Origin of the sequence: Nocardia sp. CA-136227, assembly GCF_050955695.1 — a bacterium.
In the GTDB taxonomy this organism is placed as follows: Bacteria; Actinomycetota; Actinomycetes; order Mycobacteriales; family Mycobacteriaceae; genus Nocardia.
Window position 1 is genome coordinate 3,326,957 of sequence record NZ_CP192081.1, and the last position, 19,243, is coordinate 3,346,199.

At 69.2% G+C, this 19,243-nt stretch carries 18 protein-coding genes; 10 read left to right on the forward strand and 8 right to left on the reverse strand.

Annotated elements, in window-relative coordinates; all coding sequences use genetic code 11:
- The first annotated feature begins 84 nt into the window (after positions 1-84).
- The gene (locus ACQP06_RS15370) at positions 85-2,439 is read left to right on the forward strand and encodes a galactose oxidase-like domain-containing protein (RefSeq protein ID WP_433672813.1); all 2,355 of its coding nucleotides are present in this window, start codon (positions 85-87) and stop codon (positions 2,437-2,439) included.
- A gap of 35 nt (positions 2,440-2,474) precedes the next feature.
- Complete coding sequence (locus tag ACQP06_RS15375; RefSeq protein ID WP_433672814.1) at positions 2,475-3,251, forward strand: enoyl-CoA hydratase-related protein; 777 nt, start codon at positions 2,475-2,477, stop codon at positions 3,249-3,251.
- A gap of 149 nt (positions 3,252-3,400) precedes the next feature.
- On the opposite strand, the gene ACQP06_RS15380 is transcribed toward ACQP06_RS15375, so the two are convergent.
- Positions 3,401-4,225 carry a TIGR02452 family protein gene (locus tag ACQP06_RS15380; protein ID WP_433672815.1) on the reverse strand — a complete coding sequence of 275 codons (825 nt, stop codon included), beginning with the start codon at positions 4,223-4,225 and terminating at the stop codon, positions 3,401-3,403.
- A 118-nt stretch (positions 4,226-4,343) separates the two neighbouring features.
- Here ACQP06_RS15380 and ACQP06_RS15385 point away from each other — a divergent pair, with 118 nt between their 5' ends.
- The 5 genes from ACQP06_RS15385 (at position 4,344) to ACQP06_RS15405 (ending at position 8,423) form a co-directional block, all read left to right on the forward strand.
- Positions 4,344-4,706, forward strand: a complete 363-nt coding sequence (locus ACQP06_RS15385) for an ACT domain-containing protein (protein WP_357083168.1) — start codon at positions 4,344-4,346, stop codon at positions 4,704-4,706.
- A 124-nt stretch (positions 4,707-4,830) separates the two neighbouring features.
- On the forward strand, positions 4,831-5,202 hold the full coding sequence (locus ACQP06_RS15390) for a BlaI/MecI/CopY family transcriptional regulator (protein ID WP_357083165.1): 372 nt from the start codon (positions 4,831-4,833) through the stop codon (positions 5,200-5,202).
- Between the two features lie 284 nt (positions 5,203-5,486).
- Positions 5,487-5,867 carry a hypothetical protein gene (locus ACQP06_RS15395; protein ID WP_433672816.1) on the forward strand — a complete coding sequence of 127 codons (381 nt, stop codon included), beginning with the start codon at positions 5,487-5,489 and terminating at the stop codon, positions 5,865-5,867.
- Between the two features lie 100 nt (positions 5,868-5,967).
- On the forward strand, positions 5,968-7,104 hold the full coding sequence (locus ACQP06_RS15400) for a PLP-dependent cysteine synthase family protein (protein ID WP_433672817.1): 1,137 nt from the start codon (positions 5,968-5,970) through the stop codon (positions 7,102-7,104).
- Between the two features lie 47 nt (positions 7,105-7,151).
- Positions 7,152-8,423 (forward strand): MFS transporter, encoded by a 1,272-nt coding sequence (locus ACQP06_RS15405; RefSeq protein ID WP_433673336.1) that lies wholly within the window; start codon positions 7,152-7,154, stop codon positions 8,421-8,423.
- Between the two features lie 12 nt (positions 8,424-8,435).
- Here the strand turns inward: ACQP06_RS15405 and ACQP06_RS15410 are convergent, their stop codons facing one another.
- From ACQP06_RS15410 to ACQP06_RS15435, 6 genes are all read right to left on the reverse strand, one after another.
- Complete coding sequence (locus tag ACQP06_RS15410; protein ID WP_433672818.1) at positions 8,436-9,368, reverse strand: M56 family metallopeptidase; 933 nt, start codon at positions 9,366-9,368, stop codon at positions 8,436-8,438.
- Between the two features lie 293 nt (positions 9,369-9,661).
- Positions 9,662-11,842 (reverse strand): thiamine pyrophosphate-dependent enzyme, encoded by a 2,181-nt coding sequence (locus ACQP06_RS15415; protein WP_433673337.1) that lies wholly within the window; start codon positions 11,840-11,842, stop codon positions 9,662-9,664.
- A 239-nt stretch (positions 11,843-12,081) separates the two neighbouring features.
- Positions 12,082-13,566, reverse strand: a complete 1,485-nt coding sequence (locus tag ACQP06_RS15420) for an Ig-like domain-containing protein (protein WP_433672819.1) — start codon at positions 13,564-13,566, stop codon at positions 12,082-12,084.
- Between the two features lie 154 nt (positions 13,567-13,720).
- A complete protein-coding gene (locus ACQP06_RS15425) occupies positions 13,721-14,278 on the reverse strand; it encodes an exonuclease domain-containing protein (protein WP_433672820.1) in 558 nt (185 codons plus the stop codon).
- A gap of 62 nt (positions 14,279-14,340) precedes the next feature.
- Entirely contained in the window at positions 14,341-15,120 is a 780-nt protein-coding gene (locus tag ACQP06_RS15430; protein ID WP_433672821.1) for an META domain-containing protein, read from the reverse strand.
- Between the two features lie 19 nt (positions 15,121-15,139).
- Positions 15,140-16,525, reverse strand: coding sequence for a lipase family protein (locus ACQP06_RS15435; protein WP_433672822.1), 1,386 nt, complete (start codon positions 16,523-16,525; stop codon positions 15,140-15,142).
- Between the two features lie 168 nt (positions 16,526-16,693).
- Here ACQP06_RS15435 and ACQP06_RS15440 point away from each other — a divergent pair, with 168 nt between their 5' ends.
- Genes ACQP06_RS15440 through ACQP06_RS15450 form a run of 3 tightly spaced genes read left to right on the forward strand, consistent with a single transcriptional unit; the run spans position 16,694 to position 18,605 of the window.
- Positions 16,694-17,320 carry a TetR/AcrR family transcriptional regulator gene (locus tag ACQP06_RS15440; protein ID WP_433672823.1) on the forward strand — a complete coding sequence of 209 codons (627 nt, stop codon included), beginning with the start codon at positions 16,694-16,696 and terminating at the stop codon, positions 17,318-17,320.
- Between the two features lie 34 nt (positions 17,321-17,354).
- Positions 17,355-17,816, forward strand: coding sequence for a VOC family protein (locus tag ACQP06_RS15445; RefSeq protein WP_433672824.1), 462 nt, complete (start codon positions 17,355-17,357; stop codon positions 17,814-17,816).
- A 12-nt stretch (positions 17,817-17,828) separates the two neighbouring features.
- Positions 17,829-18,605, forward strand: a complete 777-nt coding sequence (locus ACQP06_RS15450; RefSeq protein ID WP_433672825.1) for a MerR family transcriptional regulator — start codon at positions 17,829-17,831, stop codon at positions 18,603-18,605.
- Between the two features lie 46 nt (positions 18,606-18,651).
- Here the strand turns inward: ACQP06_RS15450 and ACQP06_RS15455 are convergent, their stop codons facing one another.
- A complete protein-coding gene (locus ACQP06_RS15455) occupies positions 18,652-19,035 on the reverse strand; it encodes an excalibur calcium-binding domain-containing protein (protein WP_433673338.1) in 384 nt (127 codons plus the stop codon).
- Positions 19,036-19,243 lie beyond the last annotated feature (208 nt).

Sequence of the window (19,243 nt, forward strand, 5' to 3'; positions counted from 1 at the left end):
TTTCCCTAACCTGGCGTAAACGGCCATCGGCGAGATCTGGACATCGGCTCCCGCATGCCGCGTGGGACACCGATAATGTGCTGTGTGGCAGGACAATTCGTTCCCATTCCCGATTGGTTCTCGCGTGACAATCAGGACTGCGGCATCGCCGTCGCCGACCTGAGCGGACAGGGCGCACTCGACATCGTGGTCCTCATGGTCGACGACCCGGCCGGCCAGAACAGCGGAAACTACCGCGTCGGCCACACCCTCGCCGCCGACGGCACGGTCGGGGAGTGGGGGCCCTGGCTGGCGGTGCCGGACTGGTGGGGGTGGGAAAACCAGGGCGCGGGCATCGCCGTCGGTGACCTCAACGGCAATGGCCGCCCCGACCTGGTGGTCTTCCTCGTCGACAATCCCGCCGGTCAGAACCAGGGCTACTACCGCATCGGCCGTGACCTCGCCCCCGACGGCGCTGTCACCGGCGGCTGGACCCCGTGGCAGCAGATCCCGGACTGGTACGGCTGGGAGAACCAGGGCGCCGACATCTGCCTGACCCGCATCGACGGCGAACCGGTCCTGGTGGTGCTGGCCGTCGACAATCCCGACGGCCAGAACAGCGGCCGATTCCGGCTGGCCAAGGGCCTGGCCGCGGACGGCTCGGTCGGGCAGTGGACGCCGTGGCTCGAGGTGCCCGACTGGTGGGGGTGGGAGAACCAGGGCGCGGGCCTCACCGTCGCCGACCTGGACGGCGACGGCCGCCCCGAGCTCATCGTCTTCACCGTCGACCACCCGCGCGACGGCAACGGCGGGCTGTACACCGTCGGCTGGGGCCTGGACGGGACCGGGCACTGCGTCGACGGCTGGAGCCGCTGGTCGCGTGTGCCCGACTGGGATTTCGCCGCCAATCAGGGCGCGGCCGTCGCGCTGCTGCCCGGCGCGGGCGGGCTCCCGAAACTGGTGGTGGGCGCCATCGATCACCCCGCGGGCGGCAACTCCGGCTACCTGCGCGTCCTGGACCTCGACACCGATCTGGCCACCGCGGCCACCCAAGGCGCCTGGCGCATACTGGATTTCGGGACCGAGGTGAATCCGGTGCACGCGGCGTTGCTGCACACCGGCGACATCCTGTTCTTCGCCGGATCCGGCAACGACCCGGATCGGCTCGATGCCCACGAGTTCCGCACCCGCGTCTGGCATTACCCGAATCCCGGCCTGGCCGCGCCCGCCACACCCATCGACCTGTTCTGTTCCGGGCAGGCGTACCTGCCGGACGGGCGGGTGCTGGCGGCGGGGGGAACCGGGCAGTACGACCCGTTCTTCGGCCTGCGCGACACCCTGATCTTCGATCCGGCGACGCTGGCGTGGACCGCGCAGCCCGATATGGATTACGGGCGTTGGTATCCCACCCTGACCGCGCTGAAAACCGGTGAGGTGGTGGCCGTTTCGGGACTCGGCGCGGACGGGTTCCTGTCGCAGACGCCGGAACTGTTCGATCCCGAGAAGCTCACCTGGTCGAAACTGCCGGTGCCCGGACCGATCCCGATGTACGCGCATCTGGTGTTGCTCGCGGACGGCCGCATCTTCTACACCGGCGGGCAATACGGCACCAACAACGGTATGCGGCCCTCGATCTGGGATCCCGTGCTCGGTTCGTTCACCGAGGTGCCCGGCCTCTACGATCCCGAATCCCGCAGCCAGTCCACCAGCGTGCTGCTGCCGCCCGCGCAGGCGCAGCGGGTCATGATCCTCGGCGGCGGCACCGTCGACGCGCACGGCCCCGGAATGGCATTGTCCGATACACGCATCGCGGATCTGAGCGCAGCCACGCCCGCCTACCAGGCGGGTCCGCCCATGACCTACGCCCGCATGCACGTCTGCGCGGTGGTGCTGCCGGACCGCACCGTGCTGGTCACGGGCGGTTCGGCGATGGAGGAGATGGCCGACGCCGTCCCGCCCAGCGGGGAGATCTACGACCCCGCCACGGGAACCTGGACCCCGACCGCCCCGCAGCGGGTGGCGCGGCTGTACCACTCGGTGGCGCTGCTGACTCCCGACGGCAAAGTCGTGACGGCCGGATCGAATCCGCAGCGCAAGACCGAGGAACTGCGCATCGAAGTGTTCTGGCCGCCCTACCTGTTCCGAGGCGCTCGACCGGAGTTCGAGATGACCTCGGGCACAGTGGAATACGGCGTGACGCTGACGCTGACCACATCGGCCGACGTTCGCGAGGTGAGCCTCATGCATCCCACCTCGTGTACCCACTCCTGTGACAACAACCAGCGCCTGATCGATCTGCCGATCACCGCGACCGCGGCCGGCACGGTCTCGGTGGCCATGCCCTCGAATCCGGCGTTGGCTCCACCCGGCTGGTACCTCGTGGCGGTCGTGGACGCCGACGGGGTTCCCTCGGTCGGCCGATGGCTGCAACTGGGAGTGGCCGCGCCTTCGCCCGTGTGACCGCGAACGGCGGCCACCCGCACTACCGTGGAAGCATGACCGCGGAGTACGAGTACCTGCTCGTCAAAACCGATGGTGACACCATCACCATCACCATGAATCGGCCCGATCGGCGTAATGCGTTGTCCGCCGATCATCTGTCCGAACTGCTCGCGGCGTTCCGGGCAGCGGGGGAGACCGACGCGTCGGGCATCGTGCTGGCCGCGGCCGGGCCCGTATTCAGCGCGGGGCATGATTTCGCGGATGTCGCCGCGCGCGACCTGCTCGGTGTTCGCGACCTGCTCACTCTGTGCCAAGAGGTCATGACCACCCTCGAGGAGGTCCCGCAGGTGGTGATCGCGCGGGTACACGGCCTGGCCACCGCGGCCGGTTGTCAGCTCGTCGCCTCCTGCGACCTGGCCGTCGCCGCCGACTCCGCGGGCTTCGCGCTGCCCGGCGGCAAGGGCGGCTGGTTCTGTCATACCCCGGCTGTGCCCGTCGCACGGTCGATCGGCCGAAAGCGCTTGATGGAGCTGGCCCTGACCGGCGATGTGATCGATGCTCGCACCGCCGTCGACTGGGGCTTGATCAATTACGCGGTCCCGGCCGCTGACCTGGACGCCGCGGTCGCCGACCTGCTCGGCCGGGCCACGCGGGGGAGTCGTGCCAGCAAGGCCCTGGGCAAGCGCACCCTCTACGCGCAGCTCGACCGCCCCGAAGCGGACGCGTATACGCTCGCGCGGGAAGTCATGGCCGCCGCCTCCCAATTGCCCGGCGCGAGTGAGGGAATGGCCGCTTTCCTGGAGAAGCGTTCGCCCGTCTGGCCGGATTGACGGGAGCAGGCCGACCACCGAGCCCGGTCGCGTCTCGACCGATCCGGGAGTGCAAGTATCCAAGTCTGTAGATATTGCAATCTGAGCATGGATTGCGTGGATGTCGCGGCTGCCGCGAGACCCGACGTGGGTTCCGCGGGCAACCGCGACTACGAGGATGCGGCCGAGCCGAATCGGGCTTCGAACGCGGAGCGGTTGGCCGAGACGGGGGAGCGGTCCCAGACCGCGAAGACGACCCGTTCGAAGGCGGCGCCGTGGACGCGCAGCGCGAGGTCGAAGGCTTCGGCGACTTCGTTCGGGTCATTGCGGAACACGCCGCAACCCCAGGCGCCGAGCACCAGTTCGCGCACTCCGTGGTGGGCCGCGACGGCGAGCACGCGGGTGGCGCGTTCGGTGAGGAGGCCGCGCACGTCGACCGAGTGGCCCGAACGGTCCGCTAGCGCACCGGCATTCGGGGCCGGCGAGGTCAGGAAGGACGTAGTGAACGGGTGCGGGTCGAGTTCGCCGCGGTCGTCCCGGATGACCGGTACCTCGGGGGAGTAGATGACCCGATGGCTGTAGCCGAGGTCGTCGGAGGCGCGGTGGGCCTCGTAGTAGCGGGGTGTCTCGAGCAGGCACCGGTAGAGCAGGGCGCTGCGGCAGAGATCCTCTTCCTGAGCGCGGGCGCCGCGAATGTAGCCGCCGCCGGGGTTGCGGGCGGACGCGAAGTTGAGCACCGCCAGCCGTTTTCCGCCTTCGGCGTGGATCCGGCGCGCGGCTGGGACGCTGCCTTCGCCGGTGACCTCGAGGCGTCCGGTGAACGGTCCGGTGACCGGCGTGTAGAGGTCTTCCTCGGGCTCGTGGCAGACGGTCCAGGCGCGGGCCTCGGTCAGCGGGGAGCTGATGTCGACGAGGGTGCCGTCGCTGGTGCGGTAGGTGCCGAGATCGGCGATCTGCTCGTTCTCGGTGGCGATTTGTCTTGGGCTGGTGGTCATTTCGCCGACTCTACGGGTCGGTCCAGGAACCGTCACCCGAATTTTAGTCGCTAACACCAATACCGGTCGGTGTGGTGGGCGAAACGGCATTGTCGGGCCCGCCGCCTACGATGTGGCCATGACCGGCTCCCAGCGTTTGCGGATCGTCCCGTCGCAGTTCGCGGTGGATCATCTGCCGAATTCGACGTTTCCGGAGGACGACGAGTGGATCGCGCTGGTGCGAGCGCCGGAGGGGCTCACCGTGATTCGGGAAGCGCCGGCGTGGGCCGAGGGGGAGACCTGGAAGGGCTTCTATGGTATCGACGCCGGGAGCCTGAACTCGCCCGGCACGCTGGCCGCGCTGATCGGGCCGCTGGCCGATTCGTCGATCCCGGTGTTCGTGGCCTCGACCTTCCACGCCGATCTCATCCTGGTTCCGGCGCATCGGCTGGAGGAGGCGTCGGCGGCACTGCGGGACGCGGGACACCGCCTGGCGGAGTGAAACTGCTGCGGAACCGGCGTGGCGGACCCGGGCAACGCCATATGTTGTGAGGGCGGGCAGCCCATATTACTGTCTACGTACGTAGAACGTACGAATGGCGCGCCGAGGTGAGGAGACGTCGGACGTGAGTGCACGAGGCTTCGGGGATCTGGAAACCGTCATCATCGAACGGATCTGGGATCGCCCCGGGAAGACGACGGTTCGCGAGCTGTTCGACGAGCTGGCCGCCGAGCGCGACATCGCGTACACCACCGTCATGTCCACCATGGACAACCTGCACCGCAAGGGCTGGCTGGAGCGTGAGCGGGTCGGTAAGGCCTACCGCTACTGGGCCAGTCTCAGTCGCGAGGAGTACAGCGCCCGGCTCATGCGTGAGGCGCTGGGCAGCGGCGGCCGTTCGGAGTTGGTGCTCGCGCATTTCGTGGAGCAGATGAGCGCGGAGGAGTCCGAGGGGCTGCGCGCGGCGCTGCGGAAGTTCACGCGCGGCAAGCGCTGATCGTCGGGGCCGGTGGCCCCTTCTGTCGTAGACGCGGCGCGAGTTCGGCGTGTCGGGTGTTCCAATGGCGCGAACCCCAAGCGTGTCGGGGTCTTTTGCTCCGTGTTCGCCTCGCGCGGACGTGAACCCGGTCACCGGTTTGCTACGGACTACGTACGTAGATAGTAGATTGTTTCGGGAGCGTGTCGATCGGGTTCCGTCGCGATGACCTCGTACGGCGACCGTGACCGCTCGACCGGTGAAAGTGACGGCGGAACAGTCGAATTCGGGCAGGAGGTGGCGGCGTGGGCCGTGGCGGCGGTTCGGGCCGGTTCCTGTGGGGACTGCTGTTCGCCGTGCTGGTGCTGGTCGCCGCGATCACCGACTGTGCCGCCGGGGCGGGCGCTGACCATTCGCCCGGATTGAGCCATGCCCAGGCCGTCGGTGTCCCCGACGAGCCACTGGGCGGCGAATCCGCACACTGTGACCCGCATGTCGAACACGCCATCCGTTCGGCCTCACCCGGTGAGGAGCACGCTCCGGAGTTCACCACCGAGCGGATCGCGGTCGAGGTCGGTCTCGCGAATCAAAGCGTCGCCACCGCCGTCCACAGTGTGCGTGGACCGCCGGGAGGCGCGGTCGGCGGCCGAATACTGCTGACGCGCTTGTGTATCGCCCGACGCTGATCGGTCAGCGGCAGGCCGGGGCCCAGTGCCCGCGGCCGGAGTCCGTTGCCGTGCACGTCATTCCGCCGTATAGGGCGGTCCGATACCGAAAGCGACAGTCATGGACCGAGGTCTGCTCGACGAATTCGACATGCTCACCACCAGTTCCGGCTTGCCCGTCCTGGCCCGCGAACCGCGCGCCCTGGTGGGCAATACGCCGGTGCTGTGGGTGGGCGAGCCCTTCGCGCCCGCCGGGCGCGGCTTCTGGGCCAAACTCGAAGGCCGCAATCCGGGCGGTATGAAGGACCGGCCGGCGTTGCACATGGTGCGCCGCGCCCGAGAGCGCGGCGATCTCGCACCGGGCGCGCGAATCATCGAATCTTCCAGCGGCACTCTGGGGCTGGGGTTGGCCCTGGCGGGGCTGGTGTACGGGCACCCGGTGACGGTGGTGACCGATCCCGGGCTGGAACCCATGGTCGCCCAGTTGCTCGCGGCCTACGGCGCGCGGGTGGACCTGGTGCGCGACCCGCATCCGGAGGGTGGCTGGCAGCAGGCGCGCCGCGATCGCGTGGCCGAACTGCTGGCGGCGGAGCCGGGTTCCTGGTGCCCCGACCAGTACAGCAATCCCGACAATGTGGACGCCTATGAGTCTCTGGCCCGGGAACTGATCGAGCAGCTGGGCGGTGTGGACGTGCTGGTGTGCGCTGTCGGCACCGGCGGGCACTCCGCTGGCATCGCCCGCGCCCTGCGCCGCACCAATCCAGCGTTGTCGCTGATCGGCGTGGACACGGTGGCCTCCACCATCTTCGGCCAGCAGGCTGGTCCCCGCCTCATGCGCGGGCTGGGTTCGAGCATCCATCCGCGCAATGTCGACTACGCCGCCTTTACCGAAATCCATTGGGTCGCACCGGCCGAATCGGTCTGGGCCTGCCGCACCCTGGCCTCGGGCTACCTGTCCAGTGGCGGCTGGAGCGTCGGTGCGGTGGCGCTGGTGGCCGGGTGGGCGGCCCGCACCCATCCCGAGGGCGCCCGCATCGCCGCCGTCTTCCCGGACGGTCCGCACCGCTACTTCGACACCGTCTACAACGACTCCTATTGCGCCGCACACGGTCTGCTGGACGCGGGCCAACCGGCAGGTCCCGATGTGATCGCCCATCCGCGGGAGCGGCAGGTCGAGCACTGGACCCGCTGCACGACCGTCATCGACCCCCGCATACCCGACCACCCGCGTGACGCGACCCCGGGGCCGCAGTCGTGAGTGTCGTGGCGAAGTTCCGCGGGTTCGACCGGGCGGCCCAGCTGCTCATGGTCAACCAGTTCGGCATCAATCTCGGCTTCTACATGCTCATGCCCTATCTGGCCGGATACCTGTCCGGCCCCCTGGGTTTGGCGGCGTGGGCGGTCGGTTTGGTGCTGGGCGTGCGCAACTTCTCGCAGCAGGGCATGTTCCTGGTGGGCGGCACGCTGGCGGATCGGCTGGGGTACAAGCCGCTGATCGTGGCCGGATGTCTGTTGCGGACCGCGGGTTTCGCGCTGCTGGCGTTCGCCTCGGATCTGCCGAGCCTGATCATCGCCTCGGCGGCGACCGGTTTCGCGGGCGCGCTGTTCAATCCGGCGGTGCGCGCCTACCTCGCGGCCGAGGCGGGGGAGCGGCGGGTGGAGGCGTTCGCGGTGTTCAACGTCTTCTATCAGGCCGGGACCCTGGCGGGTCCGCTGGTCGGATTGGCGTTGCTGGCGTTGGATTTCCGGGTCACGGCGGCCGCGGCGGCGGTGGTGTTCGCGGCACTCACCGTCGCGCAGTTGTTCGCGTTGCCCGCGCGCCGCGCGGCCGAGCCCGCCGTGCGGACCTCGGTGCTCGAGGATTGGCGCACGGTGGTGGCGAATCGCCGGTTCGTGGCGTTCGCGGTGGCCATGGTCGGCTCGTATGTGCTGTCGTTCCAGGTGTATCTGGCGCTGCCGTTGCAGGCGGAATTCCTGGCGGGGGACCGGGCGCAGACGGTCACCTCGGCGTTGTTCGTGATCTCCGGTGTCGTCGCGGTCGCGGGCCAGTTGCGCATCACGGCCTGGTTCCGCGGCCGGTGGGGGACCGGGCGTGGTCTGGTGGTGGGGGTGGCGTTGCTGGCGGTGTCGTTCCTGCCGTTGGCGATCGTGCCGTCGGGCGGGATCTTCGGGGACGCGGTGGCGCTCGGCGCGCTGCTGCTGGCGGCGGCGGTCCTGGCGGTGGGGACGGCGGCGGTGTTCCCGTTCGAGATGGACACCGTGGTGTCGCTGTCGGGAAATCGGCTGGTGGCCACGCATTACGGCTTCTACAACACCGTGGTGGGCATCGGCATCCTGATCGGCAACCTGGCCACGGGCGCACTGCTGGGCGCGGCGCACGCCGCGGGCGCGGAGTGGGCGGTCTGGCTGGGACTGGTGGTGATCGGCGTGATCGCGGCGGTCGCGCTGGCGGTGCTGGACCGTTCGAGTCGCGAGCCCCCGCCAGGCGGTCGGCATCGCAAACGGCCACCGCATCGGATGGCCCCGCCCGGCCGGGTGATCGACTACCCGACCCAGCCGCTGCCGGCGCGGCGCTGATAGCGCCCGCGGTCAGGTCAGGCAGACCTCGATGCCGGTGGCGGCCGCGATGAGCGCCGCCACCGGGATCAGCATGGCGGTCAGGGTCGCGGCCACGGCCGCGGTGCGCGAGTGGGAGCGGGGCGGTTCGGACAGTCGTCGCACGCGTGCGCGCAGCACCGCGTGGGTGGTGTCGGACTGCTCGGGCAGCGCGGCCATGGTGAGCAGGGCTTGCAGGACCGTGTCGCGGCCGTGAATACGCGCGGCCGCGTCGTCGGCCAGCATTTCCAGCAGCCGCGCCACCTCCGCCGCGCCGATGGTGAACAGTTGGATCCGCGGCAGCACGGTGGCCAGGCCGCGGGTCAGGGTGAGCAGCAGGTGGTGGCGGCCGATCAGGTGGGCGCGCTCGTGCGACAGGACCGCTTCGAGGTGGTGGTCGTCGAGGGCGGTGAGCACACCGCGGCTGACCACGATCGTATGGGGTTTGCCCGCAACGCAATACGCGGCGGGATGATCGACGTCGAGGATCACGGCGTCCAGTTCGGGGTGGTGGCGTCCGGCCAGGCGGGCCATGTGTGCGTGCTCGATGGTGCTGCGGCGTGATCGCCACAGTGTGGTGGCGAGCCGGAACGCCACCACCAGGCCCGCGAGCGCCGCGAAGAAGGACAGGACCAGCAGGCCCGTCTGGAGGTGCCGCCCGTAGTGGCCGACCGCCGCGTCGTGCAGGTGCAGCAGGCAGGTGTCGAGGAAGCGGGCCGGTAGCACCGAGATCTTATGGGTGCCGATGTCGACCACGATGATGGTCACCGTCACCGTCCAGGCCAGCAGGGTCGAGATCATCACCGCCACCCACGCCGCGACCGCGATGCGCGGTGCGGCCCCCGACGCGCTGATCCGCCGCAGCACCCGGGGCGCGAGCACCGCGACCGCGAACCCGTACAGCAAAAGACAGACAGCGACACTCATCGGCCCACCCGCGATCGCGCGGCCCGCATCCGATCTCCTCCCGTGGAATCCGCCCGAGTGTAGGGGGCAAAACTGAGGACAGCCTTACTGTCGCGCGCGAGTTTGCGAATCGTGTGCGGGTCGCCACCTGCCCCTTGCGTGCGACCCCGCGTCTACGGTATTACGTATCTACGTAGTTGATACGTAGATGGTCTGGGTGTCGTCCTCCGACGGCACCGGGACGCCGACCGGAACCGGCGTCGACCACGGGCGGGGCCGGGCTTCCAAGCGAGCAGGCCCGGCGCCGTCCGTGGTCACCGGGGCGCGGCCAGCAGGCCCAGTGCGGCCGCCTCGATCGCGTCCTCGTCCAGGAGCACCGACGTTGCCGCCGGGCCCAGCGGCACGAAACTGTCGGCACTGGTGACCCGGGCCAGCTTGCCCTCGAATCCGGCGTCCAGCAGCGCCGCGCACACCGCCTCGGAAACGCCTCCGCTGCGGCGGGTTTCGTCGGCGATCAGCACGCGCCCGGTGGCGCTGGCGTTGTCGAGGAGGTCCTCCACCGGCAGCGGGGCCAGCCAGCGCAGGTCCAGCACCCGGGCGTGGATGTCGCGCTCGGCCAGTCGCCGGGCCACCCGCAGGCTCATCGGCACCCCATTGCCGAAACTCACGATGGTCAGATGCGTGCCCGTGCCGTGCACCCGGGCGCGGCCGATCTCGGCATGGGGCACACCGGAAATCGGCGCCAGCCAGCCGCCGTCGCCGTCGCTGTACAGGTCGCGGATGTGATAGAGCGCGATCGGCTCCACGAACACGCACACCCGGCCGTCCACCCGCGCCGCCGCCACACATGTGCGCAGCATGGCCGCGGCGTCGTCGGCGCGCGATGGCACCGCCAGCACCAGACCGGGGATATCCCGCAGTGCGGCAAGGGAATTGTCATTGTGGAAGTGGCCGCCGAAGCCCTTCTGATACGCCAGGCCCGCGATGCGCACCACCACCGGATTGCGATAGCGGCCACCGGAGAAGAACGACAGCGTCGCCGCCTCGCCGCGCAACTGGTCCTCGGCATTGTGGACGTAGGCCAGGTACTGGATCTCCGGGATCGGCACGAACCCGGCCAGGCCCGCGCCGAGCGCGGTGCCCAGCACGCTCTGTTCGTCGAGCAGAGTGTCGAAAACCCTTCGTACGCCGAAACGTTGCTGCAGGCCCTTGGTGACGCCGTACACCCCGCCCTTGCGGCCCACGTCCTCGCCGAACACCAGCACGTCCGGGTCGCGAGCCAGCAGGTGCGCCAGGGTCTGATTCACCGCCTGGGCCAGGGTGAGCGGGTCGCCGTTCTCGGGGCCTTCGGTGCTGCGCAGGGCGTCGATGCGGACCGTCGAGGGATGCGCGGGGGCCAAGGGGGTCAGGACCTCGGCGGCCGAGCCCAATTTCGGTTCGTGCCAGGCACTGTCGGCGGACTTGGCGACCTGTTCGGCGATCTCGTCGTAGCGGGCCAGGATCGCGTCCGGGGTCGCCACCCCGGTGGTGACCAGCAGCCGGGCGGTCGCGGCCACCGGGTCGCGGCGCAGATCGGCGGCCATATCGGCCGGACGCCGGTAGGCCGATTCGACATCGGAGCCCGCGTGGCCGAGCAGCCGCACCGTGCGTAGACGCAGGAAGGCCGGTTTGCGGTGGGCGCGAACATGATCGGCGGCGGCGGTCGCCGCCGCCAGCGCCGCGGGCAGGTCCGCGCCGTCGGCGTCGAAATACGCGAGTCCGGGGCGCGAGCCGTAGGCCTGCTCGATCCAGGTGCGCGGGGTGGGCACGCTGATACCCAGGCCGTTGTCCTCGCACACGAACAGGATCGGCATGGGCACGCCCTGATGGGCGGTGTGGATCGCGGTATTGATCGCACCGGCGGCGGTCGAGTGATTGGCCGAGGCGTCGCCGAAACTGCACACCACCACCGCGTCCGTGGGCCATTCGGTGCGCAGTCCCAGCTGGGCGGCGCGCCCCAGCGCGAACGCCAGCCCAACCGCGCGCGGCAGATGCGAGGCGATGGTGGAGGTCTGCGGGATGATGTGGGCGGGCTTGCTGCCGAAAACCTTGTGCCGCCCACCGGAAATCGGGTCCGCGGCCGCCGCGGTCACGCCCAGCAGGACGTCGCGGATCGGGTCCAGGCCCGGCACCTGCCGGGTGCGGTACACGAAGAACGCGCCCGAGCGGTAGTGCAGCAGCGCCGGATCGGTGACCCGCAGCGCCGCCGCGACCGCGGCGTTGCCCTCGTGCCCGGCCGATCCGATGCTGTAGTAGCCGTGCCCGTCGCGGCCCAGCCGCCGCGCGGCCAGATCCAGGTGCCGGGAGGTGGCCTGGGCGTCGAACAGCGCCAGGGCGAGCTCACCGGTGAGCCCGGCGACGCCGATCGATTCCCCGTGCGCGCGAGCCGGTCCCGGCGTCGCCGCGGCGACCTCCGCGCGAAACCACTGATCCAGATCCGCTTCGCGATCGTTGATGACGCCCTCCCATGTGGCCCATATGTCGCGTACGCCGGGAGATCAGGTTAGAGGTGGAACGGCGCTACCTGCGGCAACATCCGATCCCTCGGCCAGTCCGTTCCAGCCTGCCGCGAATCGGCGCGGGCGGGGACCATTTGTGGAGATGTCGCCGTGTGGAGATGTCGCCGCGTGGAGATGTCGCCGGCCGGAAATGTCGCCGGGCGGCGGGGAGGGGACCGCCCGGCGACATCACCCCGCTACTTGCTCGAGCCGGTACCGCCGAGCAGGGAGCCGAGGCTGCCCGTCCCGCTGCCGGTATCGACCCCGCCCGCGGCGGCGGCCACCACGACCGAGGCCCGGTCCGAGGACGCGTTCACGGTGCCCTGACCGGAGTACTCGGCGGTCAGCGTGCGCTGGCCCGCGGTGGCCGGGGTCCACTGGATGGTGGCGGTGCCGTCACCGGAGACCTGCGCGGTGCCGACCACGGTGTTGCCGTCCTTGAAAGTGACCGTGCCCCCGGCGGTTCCGGGCTTCACCGTCGCGGTCACCGCCACCGCCTTGCCGACCTGCGCGCCCGAGACCGGGGACAGGGTGGTGGTGGAGTTGGTGTTCTGGACCGGCGCGTCGGCCACGGTGACCTGGGTGGTCGTGGTGGAGCCGGTGACGCCGTCACGGCCGGAGAAGGTCGCGGTCAGGGTGTGCGCGCCCGCGGTGGCCGGGGTCCACTGGTAGGCGGCGGTGCCGTCGGAACCGACCGGGACCACCGCCAGGGAGGTGTCGCCGTCGCGGAGTTCGACGGTGCCGCCCGCCGCGGCCGGGTTCACGGTGGCCGTCAGCGTGGTCGCCTTGCCGACCTGCGCGCCCGAACCGGCGGCCAGGCTTACCGTCGAGGACGCGTTCTGCTCCGACACCTGCGCGGTGACCGGACCGGACTTCGAGCCGTTGGCGGCCGTGGTGCCCGCGTACTGCGCGGTCAGGGTGTGATCACCCTTCACCGTGGGGGTCCATTGGAAGGTCGCGGTCCCGGCCGCGTCCAGCGCGCCGGAGCCGATCTTCGTTGTGCCGTCGTAGAAGTCGACCGGGTCGCCCGCCGCGGCGCCGGTGACGGTCGCGGTCAGCGTGGTCGCGACACCGACACGCGCGTTCTGCACCGCGGCCAGGGTGGTGGTGCTCGCGTTCTTGCCGACCGTGATCGAGGGGCCCTTGGTGCCGTAGTTGCCCGAACCCAGCGACCCGCCGTAATCCATGCCGCTGGTCAGCGCGACACCGCGAGCGCAGTCGCGGCCGACCTTGTACTGCACGGTGAAGATGGGGGAGCGGTGGAATCCGGGGCGGTTCTGCACCGACCACTCGGTGACCCCGAACGACACCCGCACGTAGCCGCTGCCATTGCCCTCATCGGCCTTGACCTCGGGATTGGCGTACGGGTAGTCGCCGTCGTTGCCGGTCATCTTCGCCGAGCCATCCACGTAGGTCAGGCACGTCGCGTGCCGGTCCTTGATGTTGTAGATGAACTCGTCGGTCCAGCTGGTGCGCTCGAACTTGGTGCTGACCGTGACGGTGTCGCCCTCGGCGGGGGTGGTGTTGCTGACGGTCCGGGTGAACTGCGAGGAGCCGTCGCTCCAGGTGATGGTTCCCGCATCCGCCTGTGCCACGCCGGCGCCGAACAGCGCCAGCGCGCCCGCCGCGGTGGTGGTTGCCGCGCAGGCGGCAACGCCGCGGGCGGTAACTCTGTGTGCCATGGATTTCCTAGTGTTCGATGGGTGAGTGAACATTAGGGTCGCCGGGGCACGGAGTTGAAACACTAAAAAATGGTTGTTTCACAACGTTCTGTTGTTGGTCGGACATGCATAGAAAACCCTGTTGCGCAGGGTTTTCCGACAATGGCACGAACCGTCAGTGCGGCCACAAATCCTTGCCCAGGAGGTCCGCGATCAAGGCAGCGATATTCCAGGCGTCGTCCCCGCCGCGATGATGCGTCCCCTCCAACGGCAGACCCGTCAGCCGCAGCGCACCGGCCATGCCGTAACGACGCTTGGTCTCGTGCGCCGCGGAGAACGCCAGCTTGGCATTGGTGTGCGCGCTGCCGAACGGATAGCGCACACCCGTGCCCTGGCATTGCGCGGTGAACTGTTTGCGGTCGTAATCGCCCCAACTGGCCCACGGCCGGGAATCGGCGTGGAATTCGGTGCGCAGCAGTTCGCACGCTTCGGCGAAAGTAATGCCCGTGCTCACCTGTTCGGGAGTGAGTGTGGTCAGGCTCGTGCAGAATTCACTCACCGTGGAATGCTCGGGCCGCACCAGAATGCTGTGCTTGCTCACCCGTTCCCCGGTCACGGTATCGAGCACGCACAGCCCGATTTCGATGATCTCGCTGGGTTGCCCCGGCGGATTGGGCCCCTCCCAGCAGGTGGCCTCCACATCCACCACATTCAGGAATCTCGTTGTCGTCATGGAATCGGACGCTAGCGCGCCGATACCGTCCGGCGACAATGATTTTCGCGCGGACCCGGTCCTTACTCGGCCCGCAACTCGATTCCGGTGTTGTTGCCCGCATTGCGCAAGGTCAGCACGTCGGAATCGATGGTGGCCTTGACCTTTCCGTCCAGCGCCTCCAGCACCTGCTTCTCCACCTCCATGACCTCGGGGGCGCACATCATGCGGGTGGTGGCGATGGCGAAGGTGACGTCCTCGCCGTCGATCGCGGCGGTGCCGGTCATCTGATTGCAGCCCGCGCTGCCGGAGACCTTGCCGTCGGGGGTGATCGTCAGGGTGGGGCGGACCTCGTCGAGGGTCGCCGAACGGATCTTGGCCTGTGTGCGCAGCAGGGTGGTCACGATCCAGGTGGTGCCGACCAGCGGCTTGTCGGGGTGGGCGACCTTGCGGTCGAGCATGGTCACCGTCGAGCCGCTGCCCTTCAAGGTGAGCGTGTCGCCGGACAGGGTCCAGGTGGGCTGCGAACGCAACAGCGTGGTCTGCCATTCGTCCGCGCCCGCCAGATCGCCGGGGCACGCCATCAATGTCGACGCCAGGTCGCCGACCTGCAGCGTATTGCCCTGCAGGTCGACCGAACCATTGGCGGTATTGCAGCCCGAGGACGCCGACACCCGGCCCTCGGTGAAGGTCAGCGTCAACGGCCCGCCGCCCGGAATCGGGGTCCCCGACACCGCCGTCGACACGAACGTGCGACCGCTCAGCGAAGCGGGCGCGGTGTCGTTTCCGCCGCCACCCGACGAACATCCGGCGGCGGCCAGGGCGGTCAGTGCGAGCAGGATCGAAACCCGGGTTGCTGGCATGAGCCCGATCGTACGGCCGCTACACCGGCATCCCGAGCGCCGACGCGAGGGTCTGCCCGATCGTGTTCACGAACGCGGCGACCGCACCCGGGTCCAGAATGCCGGAATACACATCGCGGTTGTGGCAGCCCTGCGGCGCGGGAACGCCATTGAGGCGGTCATCGAGCCACAGCGCCGCGCTCGCGGTATTCGACACCGCCGCGATGCCGTGCTCGCTGAACAGATCACGCGTGTACTGAACGCGGGCGCTCGGGTCGTGGCAGTAAATGTCATACGTGTTGTCGACCGCGTTGAGCGGCATCACCTCGTCGAAAGTGCCCTCATAGATATAGAGCGGCGCGATCGGCGTCCCGCGATGGCCCAGACTCAGCTCGTCGAGCACCGGCTGCACCTCCGGCGCGAGCATCGGATCGCCGGGGTAGTCGAACAGGCCCTTGATGTTCACGAACGGGAACGCCGCGAATTGCAGCGCCACGCACTGGTTCTCGTGTACCAGCCGAGTGGCCTTGCCCAGCGGGTTCATGTGGTCGGCGATGAAGCGATCCACCTGCGGATACTCCCGCGCCACCCCGAACAGGCCGCCCAGTACCGCACCGCCGAAGCTCGAGGTGCCGTTGTTGTAGTCGATGGCCGCGCGGATATCGGCCATCAGACCGCCCGCCGCCGCCCCGGCCAGCGTGAGCTCGGGCGCGTAGGTGGGCTGCAACTCCGCGGCGTGCGCGGTCGGGATCGCGCCGCCCGAGTAGCCCCACAACGCGACTCGCGTGTCGGTGCCCGGCAGGCCGGCCGGATCGAAACGCTCCGCGGCGCGAATCCCGTCGAGGGTGATCCGCCCGCCCAGCGGACCCACCGCGTACGCGGCGTTCGGGCCCTCGTGATCGGGGATCAACACCGCGTGCCCGAGCTGCAACATGGCCTGCACCTCCACGAATTCGGCTTCCATCACCGGATTCAGCGGATTGGGCAGGGAACCCATGCGCAGCGTGTAGGAGGGTGCGCAGTTGACCGACAGGGAGTCCTCGGCCATCTGGAACGAGACCAGCCCGCGCTGCCCGCTCGGTGCGGGCCGATGCGGCACGACCACGGTCGCGACCGCCGCGATCGGTTCACCGCGGGTGTTGGTGCTGCGATACGACAGCTGCCAGGCATCGGCATTGAGCGGCAGCAGCCACACATTGGCGAGGGTGACCTGGCGCGCCGCCAGGATCTCCCCGGGCTGCGCGGCCGCCACCCGCGCCGGATCCGGTTGGTAGAAGCCCGGATCCAGATACGGCGGCGCGGGCGGGATCGGGAACGGCAGATTCGGCTGCACCGGCACCGGATCGGCGCCCGCCGGGCAGAACGCCACGGTCATCCCCGCCGCGATCGCCACACACGCCCGCGCGATCGTCCTGGTCCCCGTCATATCGCACTCCTCCACGCCGCTGCGGCGGCCGCGTATCCACCCGCCCAAGAAAGAGAGTGGATATTTCCTAAGTTGCGCGGCGACCATATGCCGCCTGCGGCGAATGTGTCAACGGTCACCCCGGGCCGGATGTTTGCTGCCCGTGTTGTCGGGGCAGGATGGGGTGTCGTGAGCGAAGTTTCCCGCCCGCGGCGCACCCAGCAGGAGCGCCGGGCAGCCACCGTGGCCAAGCTGGTGGACGCCACCATCGCGGCCATCGGTGAGGTCGGCTACCAGCGCACCACCGTGCAGGAGATCTGCGGCCGCGCCGGACTATCGGCCGGGGCCATGTTCCGTCAGTTCGACACCCGCCTGGACCTGATCGTGCGCACCGCCGAGGAGATCTTCGCCCGCCAGCTCATCGGCTACCGCGTCACCATGGAACAGCTTGGCGCCCAGGACAATCCGCTCGACATCGCGCTGCGGTTCCTGCGCCAGGCCCAGCAGTCAAACCTCACCCACGCGCTGCGCGAGCTCTTCCTGGCCGCCCGCTCCGACACCGAACTGCGCGACCGTATGGCGCCCATCGCCGAGAACTACTACCGCGAGATCGTGGCAGCCCTCGAACACAGCGGTGTCCTCGCCGATTTCCCCGCCGAGCTGCGTGAACCCATCTTCTTCATGATGCTGCACCTGTTCTCCGGCGAGGCCGTGGTGCGTGGGGTGTATCAGCGACCCGATCTCGATGTCACCGTGCTGCGTGTGGTCGAGGACATGCTGGCGGTTTACTCCCGGCACACCGCGCCGCCGAGTTGACCTTGCCGCTACGTCAACTCCTACCGTCGACCCCATGAGCGAACACCCCGCCATCGACCGCACCATCTACCCCATGCCCATGTTCGCGACCTTCCAGCTGCGCGACATCGCCGCCACGACGGCGTTCTACGAGGCCGCCGGATTCGTCGCGCTGGCAACCATTCCCGGTGACGACGGCCCGGTCGTGGTGCATCTGCGCCGCATGAAGTACCAGGACCTGCTGCTCGTCCCCGGCGACCCGGTCCCCGGCAGCACCACCGTCAGCTTCTCCGCCGGAGACGAGAACCTCGCGACCCTCGCCACCGCCCTGCGCGAGCGCGCCTTCCCCGGCGTGACGGTCACCGGCCCCACCGACACCGCGTGGTACACCAGCGATGTCACCATCACCGACCCCGACGGCAACCGCGTCATCCTCACCGCGCCCCGCCTGGCCGAACTCGACCACGCCAAGGAGTGGGCGGCCACCTTCGACGGCGACTGGGTCGGCAAACAGTAACGGGAGACCTTCATGGAGTGGACGATCCAGCAACTGGCCGACAGCGCCGGCATCACCAGCCGCACCCTGCGTCACTACGACGAGATCGGCCTCCTCCCACCCGCCCGAGTCGGCCACAACGGCTACCGCTACTACGACACCGACTCGGTCGCCCGCCTCCAACGCATTCTCCTGCTCCGCGAACTCGGCTCGAGCCTCCCCACCATCGCCGAAATCCTCGACCGCCCCACCGACGAGGACGACCCCGCCGATTCCGAGAGTGTGGCGCTCGAGGCCCACCTCCGCTTCCTGGAAGCCGAACGGGCCCGGCTCGACGACCGGATCCGGGCTCTCCGACACACCCTCGACGCCCGCGCGGGTGCCGAAGGCTCTCTGCAGATAATGCTCGAAGGCTTCAACGACCCCTACCGAGACGAAGTCGTCGCCCGCTGGGGCGAAGCCGCCTACGAAGCGGGCAACCAGTGGTGGCACGCCAAATCCCTACGACAACAACGCGAATGGAAACGCGACCTCGACGACATGATCGCCACCTGGATCACCACCTGGAAATCCGGCCATACGCCCTCCTCCGCCCCAGCCCAGTCCCAAGCCGCCCGCCACATAGCCTGGTTCCGGGCCATCCCCGGCACCCCCGTGGCCGACGGCGACCGAGACCGCTCCATCGCCATGGTCACCGCCATGGCCGACATGTACGCCGACGACCCGAACTACGCCGCCGCCTACGGCAACCCGAACTGTGCTGCGTTCGTGAGGGATTCACTCAAGGAGTACGTCCGCAGCTCCTTGTGATGACCAAGTCACCGGCGGCCGAGGCGACCGCCGGTTCCCCCGAAACCTATTTCTCGCAAGCGATCCCATCACCGTCACGATCGAGCGCGGAGCGATACCCGGGATCACCCCGTCGCAGCGGCGCAGCTCCGGCCCGCTTGGCCTCAGCGCAACTGCCGTAATACGCCGACGGAGCATTGGTCGTCTGAGGTGCCGGGGCTGCGGCAGGCGGCGGCGCCACAGTGGGTTGCGGCGCCGGGGCCACGAACGGAACAGGCGCGGGTGCCGCGGGTTCGGCTGCCGTGCTGAGCGACGGAACCTCCGCGGCGGTAGTCGGTGCCACCGTCGTTGTGCTACTGGGCGGCACCGCGGTCGTGCTCGCCTTCGAGGTGGTCACTGGCCAAGTGGTGGTACCGGCCGGAGACGATGACGCCGGCCCGCAGCCGGACATCAGTGCCGCCCCGAGCGTGGCAGCGGCGAGAGCGGTAAGGCTACGACGTAGCAATCGCAATGAATGGGCTTTCACGCCCACAGACCCTGCGCTGATTCCCTACGCCTGTACACCTTTCAGCAACACCTTGGCACGATGTGTCCCCACATCCCCGACCTTCCCGGCAAACCGGTCGTGCAGGGCGGCTGCCGATCACTCACGCTTTCTC

What these genes read in the sequence shown, in the direction of transcription:
- ACQP06_RS15375 (WP_433672814.1), top strand. Translation starts at nt 2,475, where the DNA reads ATGACCGCGGAGTACGAGTACCTGCTCGTCAAAACCGATGGTGACACC.
- ACQP06_RS15380 (WP_433672815.1), bottom strand. Translation starts at nt 4,225, where the DNA reads ATGACCACCAGCCCAAGACAAATCGCCACCGAGAACGAGCAGATCGCC.
- ACQP06_RS15385 (WP_357083168.1), top strand. Translation starts at nt 4,344, where the DNA reads ATGACCGGCTCCCAGCGTTTGCGGATCGTCCCGTCGCAGTTCGCGGTG.
- ACQP06_RS15400 (WP_433672817.1), top strand. Translation starts at nt 5,968, where the DNA reads ATGGACCGAGGTCTGCTCGACGAATTCGACATGCTCACCACCAGTTCC.
- ACQP06_RS15405 (WP_433673336.1), top strand. Translation starts at nt 7,152, where the DNA reads ATGGTCAACCAGTTCGGCATCAATCTCGGCTTCTACATGCTCATGCCC.
- ACQP06_RS15410 (WP_433672818.1), bottom strand. Translation starts at nt 9,368, where the DNA reads ATGAGTGTCGCTGTCTGTCTTTTGCTGTACGGGTTCGCGGTCGCGGTG.
- ACQP06_RS15420 (WP_433672819.1), bottom strand. Translation starts at nt 13,566, where the DNA reads ATGGCACACAGAGTTACCGCCCGCGGCGTTGCCGCCTGCGCGGCAACC.
- ACQP06_RS15425 (WP_433672820.1), bottom strand. Translation starts at nt 14,278, where the DNA reads ATGACGACAACGAGATTCCTGAATGTGGTGGATGTGGAGGCCACCTGC.
- ACQP06_RS15430 (WP_433672821.1), bottom strand. Translation starts at nt 15,120, where the DNA reads ATGCCAGCAACCCGGGTTTCGATCCTGCTCGCACTGACCGCCCTGGCC.
- ACQP06_RS15435 (WP_433672822.1), bottom strand. Translation starts at nt 16,525, where the DNA reads ATGACGGGGACCAGGACGATCGCGCGGGCGTGTGTGGCGATCGCGGCG.
- ACQP06_RS15445 (WP_433672824.1), top strand. Translation starts at nt 17,355, where the DNA reads ATGAGCGAACACCCCGCCATCGACCGCACCATCTACCCCATGCCCATG.
- ACQP06_RS15450 (WP_433672825.1), top strand. Translation starts at nt 17,829, where the DNA reads ATGGAGTGGACGATCCAGCAACTGGCCGACAGCGCCGGCATCACCAGC.
- ACQP06_RS15455 (WP_433673338.1), bottom strand. Translation starts at nt 19,035, where the DNA reads ATGTCCGGCTGCGGGCCGGCGTCATCGTCTCCGGCCGGTACCACCACT.